This is a genomic window from Streptosporangium album, from assembly GCF_014203795.1.
Taxonomy (GTDB): domain Bacteria; phylum Actinomycetota; class Actinomycetes; order Streptosporangiales; family Streptosporangiaceae; genus Streptosporangium; species Streptosporangium album.
Genome location: NZ_JACHJU010000001.1, coordinates 1,203,857 through 1,218,349, shown reverse-complemented (window position 1 = coordinate 1,218,349; position 14,493 = coordinate 1,203,857). Strand labels below are relative to the sequence as shown.

The window sequence follows — 14,493 nt, the reverse complement described above, 5'->3', positions numbered from 1 at the left end:
TTAGCTGTCGAAAGCCAGCGCACGCCCTCGCCCTCGCTTGTTACCGCCGTCGAATCGATTCGCCGTTCTGTTGGATAGTTCTCCCAACGAGAGGTCGTCATCGCGGCCCATCCCGTTGACCGCCGCCCACTTCTCGAACGCCTCAAGCCCCTTGTTCCCCTGCTTGATCAAATCGGCGAACGGCCTCAGCTCCCCGTTCGCGTCCGCGATGGCCACCCCCGGCGGGCAGTCGGCCTGATACTCGGTCGGCGTCACCTTCGGGGTGAACCCGTTCGCCATCAGCACCTGCGCGTAGGTGTGCTGGCGGCCGAGCGTCGCGAGGTCGTCCTCCTTGTCGGCCCGGTTCACCCGGGTCTCGTCGTCTCCGCCGAAGGCACCCTTGGCGGAGAGTGAGGTGCTCAGCGCGGACCAGGCGAGGGTCGCGCTCGTGGTCGGCGCCAGGACCATGCTCGCCCCTCCGATGGCCGTGTCGCGGATGAACCCCACCAGGTCGTCCCGCTGCTTGTCGATCATGTCCAGGTTGCCCTGGACTTTCTCGATGGCGGCCAGCTCGAAGCCCCGCGCGTTTCCCAGAGCGGTGAACACCCGGTCCAGGTGCTCGACGTCGCCGGTCTTCCTGGTGATCGCCGACGCGTCGGCGATCACCTTCTGCGAGAACCGGCCCATCCCCTCGTCGAACGGGGCGAGGTTCTCGGCCGAGTCGGCGAAGAGCTTGAGGAAGCGGTAGGTGTCCTTCGGGCTCAGCGTGAACGCCGATTTCAGGCCGAACGCCGAGGTAGAGGGCTTCAGCGCGCTGTCCTCGGTCATGTTCGCGTCACCGATGTTCGCGCCCTCGGTGATCTCTGTGGTGTACGCGCCGGCGATCTCGGCCAGGTGGACCCGGACCTCCTGACCGAGTCTGAGATCGTCGAGCGTCGTCATCACGGTGAAGGCGAACGCGGCCGACTCCGCGCTGTGCCTGCCGTCCTCCTCGTCGTAGGCGCCCGAGGCCGCGGCCAGCATGCGCCCGAAGGCGTCTCTCTTGTCGGACGCGCTCAGGTGCTTGCCACCGGCGTGATCGTTGAAGTTCTTCAGGAACGTCTTCAGCTTCGTCTGGTCCTTGGCGTACGGCCCGGCCACCGCCGCGATCGCCTGCCGCGCGGCGGCCGGGTTGTTGCCCAGCGCGTAGAGGAATCCCGTACCGATCTTCTTGGGATCGGCCAGCCCCTGCTTCAGCACCACGTCCGTCAGCCACTCGGCGGGAAACTTCCCCCCGCTCAGCAGCAGGCCCGCCTTGGGACCCGCGCTCCGTATCGCGTCCTTGATCGTGGCGAAGCCCGGGACGCGCGATCCCGCGGTGACCGCCGTACCGAATGCCTGGCTCACCGCGCGGAGCACCTCGTCATCGGGACGGATCGGGCCGGCGGACGGCTGGGGGCTGGGGGAGTCCAGGTTCTTGCGCAGCAGGGTGGGGAGTTCGAGGGTGCGTTCTGTGCCGAGGGCGGCGAAGAAGGCGGCGGTGAAGTCGGCGTCGTTCTTGTGGGCGGCCAGCTCCTTGACGATTCGCGCGTACGCGTCCGAGGAGGGGCGTCCGAACCAGGGCGTGTCCACCGGCTCGATGGCCAGGAAGCGCTTGCCCAGTGCTGTGCCCTGCTTCTGCGCCTCCGCAGGGGAGAGGATCTTCCCCTCGTGGTAGCCGACCAGTCCGGAGCCGGGCATCCAGGGCGCGAAATTCTCGCTTGCCCGGATGGTCTCGTTGCGCTTGCGCAGCCCCGGCAGCTCGTCGTCGATCCAGCCCTCGACCTGTTTGATCGGTTGCAGGCCCAGAGCCGACACCTGCGCCGTGGCGAGCAGTTGGCGGATCCGCTCGGACTGCTCGCCGATCACGTCGCGACCGCGTTCCAGTGCGGTGACGAAGCCCTGCATCAGCTCGGGGTCGATCCCGGTGAAGTCCGGCGACAACGGCCCCGTTCCCGATGCCATCGGCCTCCGCTCCCTCCCGCTATTTTTCCCTTTTTCACCTTAATGCGATAAAGGCGACTTTGAAGGGGCTAATGCGAAATCATTCGTTATTGCGGGACGGTTATCGCCCTTGATGTCGATGGCTTCTGCTGGGATGGGCGCGACATCGCCGACATTGAGGAGTGCCGGGTGAATCGTGGGGACTGGAAGCCGTTCCTGGAGCGCTGGAGCGCTGGAGCGAGGAGCGGGCCGCCTTGCACGATGTGGAACCGTCTTCCGGGGCCGTGGAGCCGGTCGATGACACCTGGCTCGGTTTTCCACCGGCCTCCGAGGCGGAGGTGGCCGCGCTGGAGGAGCGGCTGGGGTGCGCGCTGCCGCCGTCCTTCCGACCGCGACGTGTTCCCCGGGTGAGGGAGGATCCGCCCGCTCCGGGTCCGGGCGGCCACCGATCAGGCGTGAGTGGTGGCCGCCTGGACGCGGAGACTCCCGTCAGGGGTCAGGGGGCGGGGACCTCGCCGACCAGCTTGGAGGTCCAGGGGCAGAAGTAGCAGCCGGGCAGGAAGGCGCCGCAGGCCTCGTCGAGGTGGTCTTCGGTGTAGGTCAGCGTCGCGTCGCAGACCTCGATGGCCATCTCGAAGAAGTTGATCGTCTTCGGGTCGAGGTAGAAGCCGTAGTGCGGGTTGTAGGGGGCCGGCCTCTTGATGATCCGGCCCATGACGTGGGTCTTCTCGGTCTCCTCGCCGCGGAGGATCTTCCTGGCGTGCTCGATCAGCGCGGGGTCGGTGAGTTGGATGATGAACGGTTCGCTGGAGCCGGCGGTCGTCATCTTGAAGTAGGCCGGCTCAGCCGCGGCGGTCCGCGAGGCCGAAGCGGCGTCGGCGGGCACGGCCGGGGCGGACGCGGGCATCGCGCACGGGCGCGCCGCGGCGGCCTGGGCGGGCGCGGCCGTCATGGGGGCGAGCATCGCCGATGCGAGCAGCGCGATAGCGGTCAGGCCGCCGGTCCTGGTGAAGAAGCGTCCCACGGGGTTCCTCCGGTGTCTTGCTGGGTCGTGACCGTCACGACTCTCATCCACTTCCGCAGTCGGTCACTCCCGCCACACACCGTCCTTGATCAACGAATCCCTGCACCTGCCGAAACTTTCCCCTGACCGTGTCACGGCGCGATCCGGCGGGTTGGCCACCGCTGTTCCCGGTCACCAGGTCTGCTCGCCGGCCCGGATGAGGATCTCGTTGACGGACACGCGACGGTCCCGGGTGACGATGTAGGAGACCGCTTCGGCGATGTCCTCAGGACGCAGCTTCTCCATCCCCTCGGTCTGGCCAGGGCCCCGGCAAAGTCGACGAACGTACCGCGATGTCCGTTTCGAGCGACTGGTCAACCAGAGTGTCATCGCAGGTCATCTGGTGACGCGGGCTCGACTACGGTCCACCGAATCGGACAAACTTCCACTTTGCCGGGGCCCTGTCGAAGGGGTGGCGTACGAGATCGGCGCCGGCACCGCGCCGGACGAGGCGCGGGAGTTCTTCGACGAGGTCGTGGAACTGCTTGAGCGGGTGCAGGCCGAGGACGGCTACCTGAACTCCTTCTTCCAGGACCCGGCGTGCGCGAAGAAGCCGTGGGAAGACCTCGCCTGGGGTCACGAGCTCTACAACCTGGGCCACCTCATCCAGGCCGCGGTCGCCGCCAGGCGGCGGATGGGCGACGGGCGGCTGCTCTCGGCGGCGGTGAAGTTCGCCGACCTGGTGGTGGAGCGGTTCGGGCCCGGCGGGGAGGAGGGCGTCTGCGGTCACCCCGAGGTCGAGATGGCCCTGGTCGAGCTGTTCAGGGAGACCGGCAACCGCGCCTACCTCGTCCAGGCGGGCCTGTTCGTGGACCGGCGGGGCCTGGGGAAACTGAAACACACGATCTTCCCCCCCCGAGTACTTCCAGGACCACCTGCCCTTCCGCGAGCTGCCCTCGGTCACCGGACACGCCGTACGGATGACCTACCTCGCGGCGGGCGCGGCCGACATCTACCTGGAGACCGGCGACCGCTCGCTGTTCGAGGCGCTCGACCGGCTCTGGGACGACATGGTCGCCACCAAGCTCTACATCACCGGCGGCCTCGGCAGCCGTCACTCCGACGAGGCGATCGGCGACCGCATTCGTCATCGCCGCCGTCCGGCCTTCTCCTCCGCCGGGGTGACGGTCAGGTCCGGAGGCCGCGGCACCGCCCATGCCCGGCGGAGGGTCCGGCATCACGATGTCAGCCATTGGACGCTGTAGTCGTCTCGTAGCAGGACGAGTTCCGCCACCTCGGTGTAGGCGGCGGACAGCACGCCGGTGTGCGTCTCGGTTGTCCGCCCTCGCTGGTCGACCAGTTCGGCGGTGCCGTCGTACACGAGGACGAATCGCTCACCGGAGGGCTCGGCCCTGACCTGTACCTCGGCTGGGATATCCCGAGCCCAGGTCTGCGCGCCCGAAGCGCCCACTCCGCGGATGGCCGTATGGGGCCTGCCCCGATCGTCTTTCCAGCGTGCCAGCACGACGGCGCCGGCTTGGCCGGCCGCGCATTCACCGGTCATCTCCAGATCGGTCTTGATCGGCACCGTGCGCGCGCGCCGCAGGATCAGCATGGGTTCGGCTCCCACGAGTACGGCGAGCTCGCCGTGCCCCGCCGTACAGGCGCCCCATGCCGGGCCCGCCGGTAGATGGCCGGACAGGGGCCGCCATCCGCCTCGGTCGCGCTGGAACCACAGCGCTTCGCTCTTGTCCTCGGGGCCGCGCGCCACCGCGAGAGCCGCCGTGCGGGCCGGGTTCTCACTCCAGACGACATCGGCCGCCGCGGGCACGGGCACCTGGATGGATGGTCCGTCGGGACGCACCAGGCGGAGCCGCCCGACGCCGTCCGCGGGGCCCTCGGCGATAACGGCGTCGGACGGGGAGCGCGCCGTCAGCACCCGGCGGATCGGGGAGTCCGTGGTGGAGAAGGGGCGGGTGCCGGTAGGCGTGGGCTGCCGGGGGGACGGGTCGGGACCGGCCGCGTCCCATGTGCCGGAGAAGACCGCGTCCGGACAGCGTGCCAGGCAGATGGCATCCGACCCACGCTGGTAGGCCGTCCGGTCCTGCCAGATCCGCTGTCCGTTTCTGGCGATGCCCAGGAAGGACTCCGTGCGCGGGTCGAGCAGCACGGCGCCTTCGGGGGACGCGGCGATCAGCACGGCGCCGGGCTCGGCGGCGCGGGCCGCTGCGGAACCGGCGGGCGCGGGCGGCGAACAGGCGCCGACCGCCAGCGCGGCGACCGTGACGACCGCGGTCGACAGTGCGGAGACCGCTGCGGGTTTCATGATCACCTTCGTTCGGATGTCCGGGTGGCGCGCCGGTGCGCGGCGCGCCACCATCTGTCACGGAGCAGAGATCAGACGCTGTTGGTACGGCCGGTGCAGCGCGGATCGCTGCCGCTGCGGTCGAAGATGAAGCTGAAGTCGACGTGGACCTTCGCCCGCCGCGGAACCCCGACGCCGGGTCGTGCCGAGTATCCACCGGTACCCCGCCGGACGTTGTCCCCCGACGCCCAGGACCAGAGCGTCCGGTCGGCCCGGCCGTTCAGGTGCTCCCGGACCCTCAGGTAGACGTTGTTCTTGTTCCTGAGCCCGGGCCCGGCGAGGTACCAGTTGAACTGGTTGAAGTAGTCCTTGCTGCCGGAGGTGTAGTAGTACGCCTTGAGGTTGCCGTAGTTACCCCGGCTCGCCCGGCAGCTACCGCTCAGGTAGCCGGCCGAGGCGGCGCTGACCACGGCCGTGCCGGTGGCCTTGGCCGGGGTGGCCGACGAGGCCTCCGCGGTGGCGGCCATCGTGCCCAGCGACAGCGCGCCGGCCACGACAGCGGCGCTGATCTTTGAGATCGGCTTCATGTCGTCTTCCTCTCTCGTGCTGTGTGAGAAGAAGGTAGGACGGGGCGCGTTGAGGAAACGTTGAGGATCTGTCAGGTCCCGCGGAGCACCTCCAGCGCCTCGCCTCTGCCCTGGTCGTCGCCGGCTTCGTCGAAGATCTTCAGTGCTTCCCCGGCCAGGTCACGCGCCCGTTCCGTGGCACCCTCGGCGAGGTTGACGCGTGCGAGCATCAGCAGCCCGCGAGCGTCGAGCAGTCGATCGCCGAGGCGTACGGCGATGCCTCTCGCCTGCTGCGCCACCTGCCTGGCGTCGGGGACCAGGCCTTGCGCCAGCCGTACCGCGGTCAGCTCCAGCAGCACGTCCGCGTGCCGGTGGCGCTCGCCCAGATCGGCCAGGCGCGCGGCCGCATCGCAAAGGCGTTCGGCCGCCTCCGTGAAGCGGCCCGCCCGGTGTGCCACCGAGCCCAGCACGCAGAGCGTCTCCGCGATGTCCTTGGTGTTCTCGAACGCGGCGAGGCACTTGACGAGGTTGATTTCCGCCTCGTTCAGTCTGCCCTGCTCCAGATGGACCTGGCCGATCCTGCGCCGGGTGTGGGCCACGTCCCGCGCGGTGCCCTCGCGCAGGAACGCGCTCAGTGCCAGCCTGAGCCGATCGTGCGCCAGGTCCCACTGCCGTTCGGCACGGTGCAGGTCGCCCTGGTCGCGCAGGAGCAGGGCGACGCCGCGGGCGCTGCCCGTACGGCGGGCGGCTTCGAGACCGGTTTCGCAGGTCCGCCGCCAGTCCTGCAGGAATCGCTGTCGTTCGAGGAACGGGGTGAGCAGGTGCGCCAACCGCCAACTCTCCTCCCACAGTCCGGCGCCGTGCAGGTCGTCGACGAGGTTCACCAGGAACACCCGCTCGGCGTGCAGCCACTCCACCGACTGCCTGATGTCCGTCGTCGCGGCGGGCGGGGAGGCCGGTCCGCCGGAGACCAGGGTGAACCGCGAGGCCTGGACCCTCGTCATCGCGACCGCCAGAAGGTCCGACAGCGCCTCGTGGGCGGCGTCGGCATCCAGCTGTTCTCGCGCGAAGAGCCGGGTGAGGTCGTGCAGCCGGTAGCGGACCTGGCCGGCGACATCGATCACGTGTGTCTCCAGCAGGCCCGCCTCCACCAGTGCCTCCGCGTGGCCGCCGAAGACCGCGGCCACCCAGTCGGCGAAGTCGGGCGCGGACAGCGTGCCGAGCCGGCGCAGCGTGCGCCTGGCCGGCTCGGGCAGGCCGTCGTAGCCGAGACGCAACACACCGCGGACGGCCTGGTCGCCCGCGTGCAGCCGGTCGAGCCGCCCATGCTCGTCCGCAAGCAGACCCACCAGGTAGTCGACCGTCCAGGCGGGGCGGGCGGCGAGACGGGATCCGGCGATCCGCAGCGCGATGGGCAGGCCGCCGCACAGGCGCACGAGCCGTGCCGTCGCGGCCTGTGCCGCCCGCCCCGGCCCGATCAGCCTGGAGACGAGGTCGGAGGCGTCGTCATCATCGAGCACGCCGACGGGCACGCGGGTCGCGCCGGTGAGCCCGCCGAGTGTGGACCGGCTTGTGACGACCGTCGGGCACGCCGTCAGCAGCGGCCGGACCTGGCCCTCGTCGGCGGCGTTGTCGAGCAGCACGAGCAGCCGCCGGTTGGCCGCGTACGTGCGGAGCAGGCGCTCGCGCCGATCGAGGGTGGCGGGAACGGCTTGGGCGGGACAGCCCAGCCAGCGCAGGAAGTCCTCGAGCACCGCGGCGGGAGCGGTCGTCTCGCGCAGGTCGGCGTAGAGGATCCCGTCAGGGAAGCGCTCCCGCTGCTGCCACGCGGCGTGCACGGCCAGCGCCGACTTGCCCACGCCCGCCGCGCCGTGGACGACGACCTGGTCACCGATCACCTGGTCGAGCAGATCCTGCCTGCCGGTGAAGTCGGCCACATCGCGCGGCAGGAGCACGGGCGGGCCGGCGGAGACGTGCAGCGAGACGTCGTCGTGGAGCATCCGGTGGTAGAGGAGCTGAAGCTCCGCGTCGGGCTCGACGGCGTGCCCTTCGTCGAGTTCGTCGCGCAGCGCGGAGTAGGCGTTCAGCGCGTCCACGCGGCGGCCACTGCGATAGAGCGCGAGCATGTACTGGCCGTGGAAGCGCTGCCAGAGCGGATGCTGCGCGACCAGCCGCCGCAACTCCGCGAGGACCTCACGGTGGAGGCCCGCGTCGAGTTCGTAGCCGACGCGGCGTTCCAGGGCAAGCAGGTGCAGCTCCTGCAGTTCCTCGCGCAGTCGCCCGGTCTCCACCCAGCGCCCGGCGTCGGGGTCGACGTCCTCCAGCGCCGGGCCCCGCCACAGGGCGAGTGCCTCCTGAAGATCCTCACGCGATCCCCGTGCCACGAGCCGCCTGAAGCGGTCGACGTCGAGCTGCTCCTCCTCGATTGCCAGCGTGTAGGTCCCCGACACAGTGGTGATCACATCTTTGCCGATCAACTGCCGGAGCTGGCCGATGTACCCCCGCACGAGCGAGTCGGAGCGCTCCCCGTCCTCGCGGGGCCACAGCAGCTTGCGCAGCCGCCCGACCGTCAGCGGCCGTCGGGCGTTCAGCACGAACATCGCCAGCAGATCTCTGTGCTTCGGTGCGGTCGGGGTCCGGTTCTCCGCGCCGTCACGCACCTCAAGTGCGCCCATGATGCGAAATTCCATGTGAATTTCCTCGGTACGACGGACAACTGATCACTTGATCCTCAGAATTCCATATTGATGACTCCTCTTGCTCCTTCCGACCCGCAGCGGTTAGGTCCCTACTGGTTGGCGGGTCGGCTGGGCGCCGGCGGGCAGGGGGTGGTCTACGAGGCCTACGGTGAGGCCGGGGAGCGGGTCGCGGTCAAGGTGCCCAGGGTCGACGACCCGGCCTCCCGGTCCCGGCTGGCCGCCGAAGCCGCGGCCGCGCAGCGGGTGGCCTCGTTCTGCACCGCCAGGGTCATCGAGACCCGCCTGGACGTGGCCGAGCCCTACATCGTCAGCGAATTCGTCCCCGGTCCCACCCTGCGCCAGGTGATCAGTGAGGCGGGCCCGTACGGAGGGGACGCACTGCGGCGCCTGGCCATCGGCGTCGCCACCGCGTTGGCCGCCATCCACCAGGTCGGGCTGGTCCACCGCGATCTCAAACCCGACAACATCATCCTGAGCCCCGATGGGCCGCGGGTGATCGACTTCGGCGTGGCACGGGAGGTGGGGCCGACCACGACGGGTCCGATCATGGGTACGCCCAACTACATGGCGCCGGAGGTCCTGGCGGGCCGCGGCGCCACGGCCGCCGCCGACATCTGGGCCTGGGCGCTGGTGGTGCTGTTCTCCGCGTCGGGGCGTGACGCCGTACGGAGCCAGAACCCCATGGCGGTCGCCAGCGGCATACTCGGCTTCCGGCCCGATCTGAACGCGCTGACCGAACCTCTCAGCGGGCTGGTGGCCACGGCGCTCTCGCGGGATCCCGTCCGGCGGCCCTCGGCCAAGGGCGTCCTGCTCGCTCTGCTCGGCGACCTGGACGACGACGAACTGCTGACCGAGGGCGGTACCGCGGCCGCCTCGCTGAAGGGCCCGGCGGCTCCGGATCTGGGCACGATCGCCGAGGAACTCTTCGAGGAGCTCTCCGAGGGCGAGAGAGCCGTCGCGCCCGAGGTCTTCCTGCGGATGGTCGACGGCGACGAGACGATCAGGCGGGTCTCCCGCGCGGAGCTCATGGACTCCGGCGCCGTCGACTCACTGCTGACCCTCTACGGCGCAGCCGGGCTGATCACCGAGGTGGACTCCGCCTACACGCTGGCCAGACCCGCCCTGATCCAGGCGTGGCCGCGGCTGCGGCAGTGGGTGGCGGACAACCGCGAGGGCCTGCCCATCCATCGTCGGCTGACCGAGGCCGCCCGGTTCTGGGACGGTCACGGCCGTAAGCCCGGCGACCTGCTGCACGGCTCCAGCCTCGACAGGACCCTGCGGTGGGCCGCCACCGAGCGCAGGGACATCACGCTGCTGGAACTGGAGCGCGAGTTCCTCGACGCCGCGGCAAGGCAGACCAGGCGGCAGTCCAGACGCCGGGGTCTGCTCGCCGCCACGCTCGCCGTCCTGCTGGTGGCCGCGCTCGGCGGGCTCGGCCTGGCAGAACATCGCCGGGGAGTCTCCGACCGGCAGCGGGACATGGCCACGGCCCGATCGCTCGCGCTGCGCGCCGCCGACCTGCGCCAGAGCGATCCCAGACTCGCGATGCTGTTGAGCGCGGTGGCGTGGCGGCTCGCCCCCGCACTGCCCGAGTCGCGCGGAGCGCTCTACGAGTCGCTGTCCCAACCCATGACCGACTCCTTCACCGATCCGTACGCGAGCCCCGACACGGTCTACGCCCTCAGCCGCGACGGCCACGTGCTCGCAGCCGTGCAGAGCGGCCTGGTACGGCTCTGGGACGTGCGGGCACACAGCCGGATCCGCACGTTCTCCGGCGTGGGCAAGACGGTCAGGAAGGCGGCGCTCAGCCCCGACACCAGGACGCTCGCCCTCCAAGACGATCACAACGTGCGGCTGTGGGACATCACCACGGGCAGGCCCGTCGGCAGCGGATTCGCGGCCGGCGTCGAAGAGTTCCAGCCGGGCGAGATGATCTTCGACGGCACCGGGCGGTTGCTGGCCGTCCCCGAAGGCGACTATGCGAGCCGGTGGTGGGACGTAGCCGGCCGCACGCGGCTCCGGGCGGGATCGGGCGCGGGCCTGGACGCCGTGAACGCCGACCGCAGCCTCGGCGTGGTGTCCTCCACCGGCGAAGGCAGAGCCGAGCTGTGGGACCTGCGCAAGGGCAGGCGCATCCCCGCACCATGGCTGCCCCTGAAGCAGCACCTCGAAGACGTCGAGTTCAGCGCGGGCGGCCAGGCCCTCGCGTTCGTCACGGCGTCGAAGCAGCGAAGGGTGCTGGTGAGGCGCGTGCCCTCGGGCGACCCCGTGACGGAGTACCTCGGTGGGATCGACGGAAGGCGGGTCGCCTTCAGCGCCCGATTCCTGGCGCACTGGAGCCTGCTCGGCGAGTTGACCGTGCAGCGGAGCACCGACGGACGGACCGTCATGGATCGACGGCTGCCCGACCTGCCGGACACCCTCCGCATCGACGAGGCGGATCAGGTGCTGCGCGTGGCGGTCCAGGGCGGGAGGATCCACACGCTCGACATCTCACCGCTGTTCGACAGGCCCGTGGCCGTGGGCACGCCTGACGGCAGCACGCTCCTGGGGCCGGGCGGGCGGATCCTCGTGACAGGCGCGCGTGACGAGGCGCGGCTCTGGGACGTCCGCGAGGCCCGGCAGATCGGAGCGCCCATCGCGGGGCGGGCCAACGTGCTCGTCTTCAGCACCGACGGCAGGCGCGTGGCCCTCGGGGACACGGCGGGAAAGCGGGTGAGGGTCGCCGACACGAGTTCGGGCAGGCTGCTCACCTCCTTCGCGATCTCGAACAGGCAGGCCACGGGCGCCGGCAGCCTGGCGTTCAGCCCGGACGGCGGCACACTGGCGGTCGCGACCACCGGGAGGGACGGCGTCCTTCCCGTCGAGTTGTGGAACCTGAAGAACGGCTCGGTCACCCTCGCCGATGTGCCCGCCGGCGGCTTCATGGCCTTCCACCCCGACGGGGGGCTTCTCGTGGCGGGTACCACCCCCGAACTCCTCGACCCGGCGAGCGGCGTCCTGCGCCCGCGGCCCGAAGGTCTTGGCGGTCTCTTAAGCCCATACGCCTTCCGCCCCGACGGGGGGCTCATCGCCTTCAGCGGATCCGGCCGGATCTCCCTGTGGGACTCCGGCCTCACCTCTCTTGTCGGAGATCTCCCCACCGCGGGTGACGGCGTATTCCTCGCCTGGTCGCCGGACGGGCGTACGCTCGCCTCGTACGAGTCCGGCGACCGGATCCGGCTGTGGGACGTGCCGGACAGGCAACCCCTCGGTGTCGTGTTCGACGGTCTGACAGGGCCCGGCTTCGGTGGGGGCTCCTCGGTGGCGTTCAGCGCGGACGGCAAGACGCTGTACAGCGCGACATCGGAGGGCGTCGTGCGCCGGCATCCTCTCGACGGGGGACGGGCCGCGGCGGCCGTCTGCGCCAGGGCCGGCCAGACCATGACCCTGCAGGAATGGCAGCGTCACCTCCCGGAGATCCAGCGCTTCGAGGTGTGCGGACAGCGTGCCGAGACGCCTGTCGTCCGGTGATCGGCGGTGGGTGGCGATCCACGGATGCGGTGTCAACCTGATCCCGGTGAGACGCTTCGGCGGGGACGGCGCGGGACAGGCCTGCCGCACTCGAAGGGCGCTACGGGGCGCTTGCCGGCCTGACCGGCAGACAGGGCCTGCCACGGCGCTACTGATTAAGGTCCAACACCATGAGGACGACGAGACCGACGAGGTGAAGCACCACGACGAGCACGATGAGGAAGATGAACACGAACTTGGCGGGCCCGTGCTCGAACTGCTTCCCTTCTCGCAACGGAGGTCTTTGCGCCTGACGGTCGGCGATCCGCTCTTCCAGGGTTTTCCTCTTCCGAGGAGACATGGCAGCCCCTGGGGTGGCGTGAGTGTTCATCCGGCTGCCCATCTGCTCGGTGCGGGTGGCGGTGTCACGAGGCGGATCCGCGTTCGACGACGAGTGAGCCGTACGGTTGGCCGCCTGAGGATTAGTACACTAACTGTTCGTACACTAACTGTTATAGCATGAGATTCGGCTTCTATGGAGGTGCCCTTGAGTGACTTCGGCGACATTCCCGACCCGCTGTCCCTGGAAAATCAGGTGTGCTTCGCCCTGGCGGTCGCCTCACGCGGCGTGATCGCGGTCTACCGCCCCCTGCTGGAGCCGATGGGGCTGACCCATCCCCAATACCTGGTGATGCTGGCGCTGTGGCAACACGCGCCGTTGTCGGTCAAGGACCTCAGCCGGATGCTCCAGCTGGAGCCTGCCACGCTGTCACCCCTGCTCAAACGCCTTGAGGCCGGTGGGCTCGTCCATCGCCTGCGTGCCAGCGAAGACGAGCGCTCCCTCGCGGTCACCCTCACTCCGGCCGGCCGGCACCTGCGCGGCGAAGCAGAGAAGATCCCCGCGGCGATCGTCGAGCGCCTGGGGATGGAACTGGGCGAACTCCGGCATCTCCACCAGATGCTGACCCAGGTGATCGCCGCTGCCACCACCGCCAACACCTCTCACCGGGCCGTACGCGGACAGGCGCCGGCCACGTGAGCCATGTCGTTTCGTTGATCGACTTCGGGGGAGCGACTCGCTACCCCGGCATCGCCAACTCCACGGACTGCCTGAAGGACCTGCGTGCGGGAGGCGTCGACGCGAGCCTCACCGAGGTCGGCGACGTGGACCACAACGGGTCGGTCAGGCGCTCCATGCCGAAGGTGCTCGACTGGTTCCGGCAGGAGGCCGCGACCGGCTGAGCCGAGCGGACATCGGCCCCGTGCGGGGAAGAGGTCAGGCGGATGCCGGCAGGTGTCCGGTCTCGGCGACCTCGTGGCGGAGCGCCTCCCAGAGCAGGTTGAGCGGGTGGTCGGAGCCGTACCGCTCGCGCTCGCCCTTCCGGGCGAAGATCGCGGAGACCGTCTCCAGCTTGGGTTCCAGGTCGTGTGTCAGCTCGACGACGCGTAGCTCGCTCCCCTCGGCCGCGGCCCGCTCCACCGCGCGGCGGCCGAGGGTCCGGGTCACGATCATGCAGCCGGACGCCATCCGGGAACGCATCAGCGCGATGCCGTACTGGACGTCGTCGATGTCGGCCACGATGCGCAGCCGGTTGCGGAAGCCGGGACCGTACCACCGGGCGAGGAAGTCCGCGATCAGTCCGCTGCCGGGGACGATCAGCGGTAGCCTGTCCAGCTCGCTCGCACCGACGGAGGCCGAGGGCAGCTCGGTGACCGGCAGGTTCGTCAGGAGCACGGGGGTGCCGCGACGCCACTCGATGACGTCGTACCTCTTGTGGTGCGTCTTGTCGCCGACCTGGGTGACGAGGCTGCCGCAGAGCAGGTCCACCTGGCCGGTCTCCAGCTGGGTCCAGAAGTCCCTGGTCCTGATGTGAACGATCCGGAAGTCTATCTCGCGGCGGACGAACTCGTCGGAGAGCCTCTCCCACGCCCGGGAGAGAAGCCACAGGGTGAACTCGGTGGTGCCGGCCGTGAGGGTGCTGCCGATGTGGCGGCGGCACGCGTTGATCTCCTCCAGCCACTGACCGAGCGTACGGCGGGCGCTCTCCACCACCGTCTCCCCGGTCGCGGTGAACAGGAAGTCCCTGCCCCGGCCCTGCTTGGTCACGAGCATCTCGCCACAGAGGGCCTGGAAGTTGTGGTTGAGGGTGTCGAGCTGTTTCTGGATGCTGGACTGCTCCCTGCCGAGGGTCCGGGCGGCACGCAGGGCCGAGCCGGTCTCGCGCACCACGACCAGCGTCCGGAGCTGGTCAAGGGTGGTGTCGAGCAGCTCGGGCGGGCAGGACAGGAGTTCGGTGATCGGGTTGCTCGCGGAGAGCCGTACAGCGGGCGGTCGGGGGTGCATCGGGTGGTCTCCCGGTCTTCGGGCCCAGGTCACGGAGGACGTGTTCGGTCCGCGTCGTGAGGCGTGTGCGATGAGAAGTGATCTGTTTTCCCGGTGAACTTATCCCAAGATGTTCTTTGGTTCCGGTGGACAGCCGTTATTGG

The 14,493-nt window shown here is 69.8% G+C and carries 10 protein-coding genes and 2 pseudogenes; 5 read left to right on the top strand and 7 right to left on the bottom strand.

From position 1 onward, the window contains the following. Positions 1-1,962, bottom strand: coding sequence for a DUF6571 family protein (locus FHR32_RS05750; protein ID WP_184753333.1), 1,962 nt, complete (start codon positions 1,960-1,962; stop codon positions 1-3). A 475-nt stretch (positions 1,963-2,437) separates the two neighbouring features. Continuing rightward, entirely contained in the window at positions 2,438-2,965 is a 528-nt protein-coding gene (locus FHR32_RS05745) for a BP74-related protein (protein WP_312882042.1), read from the bottom strand. Positions 2,966-3,224: 259 nt separating this feature from the next. Between FHR32_RS05745 and FHR32_RS47155 the strand changes: the two are divergent. Next, positions 3,225-3,782: pseudogene (locus FHR32_RS47155) on the top strand (beta-L-arabinofuranosidase domain-containing protein); the annotation flags it as partial. Between the two features lie 94 nt (positions 3,783-3,876). Then, positions 3,877-4,209, top strand: a pseudogene (locus FHR32_RS42845) (beta-L-arabinofuranosidase domain-containing protein); the annotation flags it as partial. On the opposite strand, the gene FHR32_RS05730 reads toward FHR32_RS42845, so the two are convergent. The 3 genes from FHR32_RS05730 to FHR32_RS05720 all read right to left on the bottom strand — a co-directional run bounded on the left by FHR32_RS05730 (position 4,182) and on the right by FHR32_RS05720 (position 8,505). After that, entirely contained in the window at positions 4,182-5,270 is a 1,089-nt protein-coding gene (locus FHR32_RS05730) for a hypothetical protein (RefSeq protein WP_184753332.1), read from the bottom strand. The pseudogene FHR32_RS42845 and the gene FHR32_RS05730 sit on opposite strands and share 28 nt — an antisense overlap. A gap of 71 nt (positions 5,271-5,341) precedes the next feature. Next, positions 5,342-5,836: a hypothetical protein gene (locus tag FHR32_RS05725; RefSeq protein WP_184753331.1), complete on the bottom strand. Its 495-nt coding sequence runs from the start codon at positions 5,834-5,836 to the stop codon at positions 5,342-5,344. A 71-nt stretch (positions 5,837-5,907) separates the two neighbouring features. Beyond that, positions 5,908-8,505 carry an AfsR/SARP family transcriptional regulator gene (locus FHR32_RS05720; protein WP_184753330.1) on the bottom strand — a complete coding sequence of 866 codons (2,598 nt, stop codon included), beginning with the start codon at positions 8,503-8,505 and terminating at the stop codon, positions 5,908-5,910. Positions 8,506-8,562: 57 nt separating this feature from the next. Between FHR32_RS05720 and FHR32_RS05715 the strand changes: the two genes are divergently transcribed. Further along, a complete protein-coding gene (locus FHR32_RS05715) occupies positions 8,563-12,027 on the top strand; it encodes a WD40 repeat domain-containing serine/threonine-protein kinase (RefSeq protein WP_184753329.1) in 3,465 nt (1,154 codons plus the stop codon). A 148-nt stretch (positions 12,028-12,175) separates the two neighbouring features. Here FHR32_RS05715 and FHR32_RS05710 read toward each other — a convergent pair whose 3' ends face one another. Then, entirely contained in the window at positions 12,176-12,367 is a 192-nt protein-coding gene (locus tag FHR32_RS05710; RefSeq protein WP_184753328.1) for a hypothetical protein, read from the bottom strand. A 186-nt stretch (positions 12,368-12,553) separates the two neighbouring features. Between FHR32_RS05710 and FHR32_RS05705 the strand changes: the two genes are divergently transcribed. Together FHR32_RS05705 and FHR32_RS05700 are read left to right on the top strand one after the other, a co-directional pair. Then, positions 12,554-13,045: a MarR family winged helix-turn-helix transcriptional regulator gene (locus FHR32_RS05705; protein WP_184753327.1), complete on the top strand. Its 492-nt coding sequence runs from the start codon at positions 12,554-12,556 to the stop codon at positions 13,043-13,045. Continuing rightward, entirely contained in the window at positions 13,042-13,248 is a 207-nt protein-coding gene (locus FHR32_RS05700; protein ID WP_184753326.1) for a hypothetical protein, read from the top strand. The genes FHR32_RS05705 and FHR32_RS05700 overlap by 4 nt, the downstream gene beginning before the upstream one ends. Positions 13,249-13,282: 34 nt before the next feature. Here the strand turns inward: FHR32_RS05700 and FHR32_RS05695 are convergent, their stop codons facing one another. Beyond that, positions 13,283-14,350 (bottom strand): LysR family transcriptional regulator, encoded by a 1,068-nt coding sequence (locus FHR32_RS05695; protein WP_184753325.1) that lies wholly within the window; start codon positions 14,348-14,350, stop codon positions 13,283-13,285. Positions 14,351-14,493 lie beyond the last annotated feature (143 nt).

Coding starts and splice junctions, on each gene's coding strand:
- FHR32_RS05750 (WP_184753333.1), bottom strand. CDS start 1,962: ATGGCATCGGGAACGGGGCCGTTGTCGCCGGACTTCACCGGGATCGAC.
- FHR32_RS05715 (WP_184753329.1), top strand. CDS start 8,563: ATGACTCCTCTTGCTCCTTCCGACCCGCAGCGGTTAGGTCCCTACTGG.
- FHR32_RS05730 (WP_184753332.1), bottom strand. CDS start 5,270: ATGAAACCCGCAGCGGTCTCCGCACTGTCGACCGCGGTCGTCACGGTC.
- FHR32_RS05720 (WP_184753330.1), bottom strand. CDS start 8,505: ATGGAATTTCGCATCATGGGCGCACTTGAGGTGCGTGACGGCGCGGAG.
- FHR32_RS05725 (WP_184753331.1), bottom strand. CDS start 5,836: ATGAAGCCGATCTCAAAGATCAGCGCCGCTGTCGTGGCCGGCGCGCTG.
- FHR32_RS05695 (WP_184753325.1), bottom strand. CDS start 14,350: ATGCACCCCCGACCGCCCGCTGTACGGCTCTCCGCGAGCAACCCGATC.
- FHR32_RS05710 (WP_184753328.1), bottom strand. CDS start 12,367: ATGTCTCCTCGGAAGAGGAAAACCCTGGAAGAGCGGATCGCCGACCGT.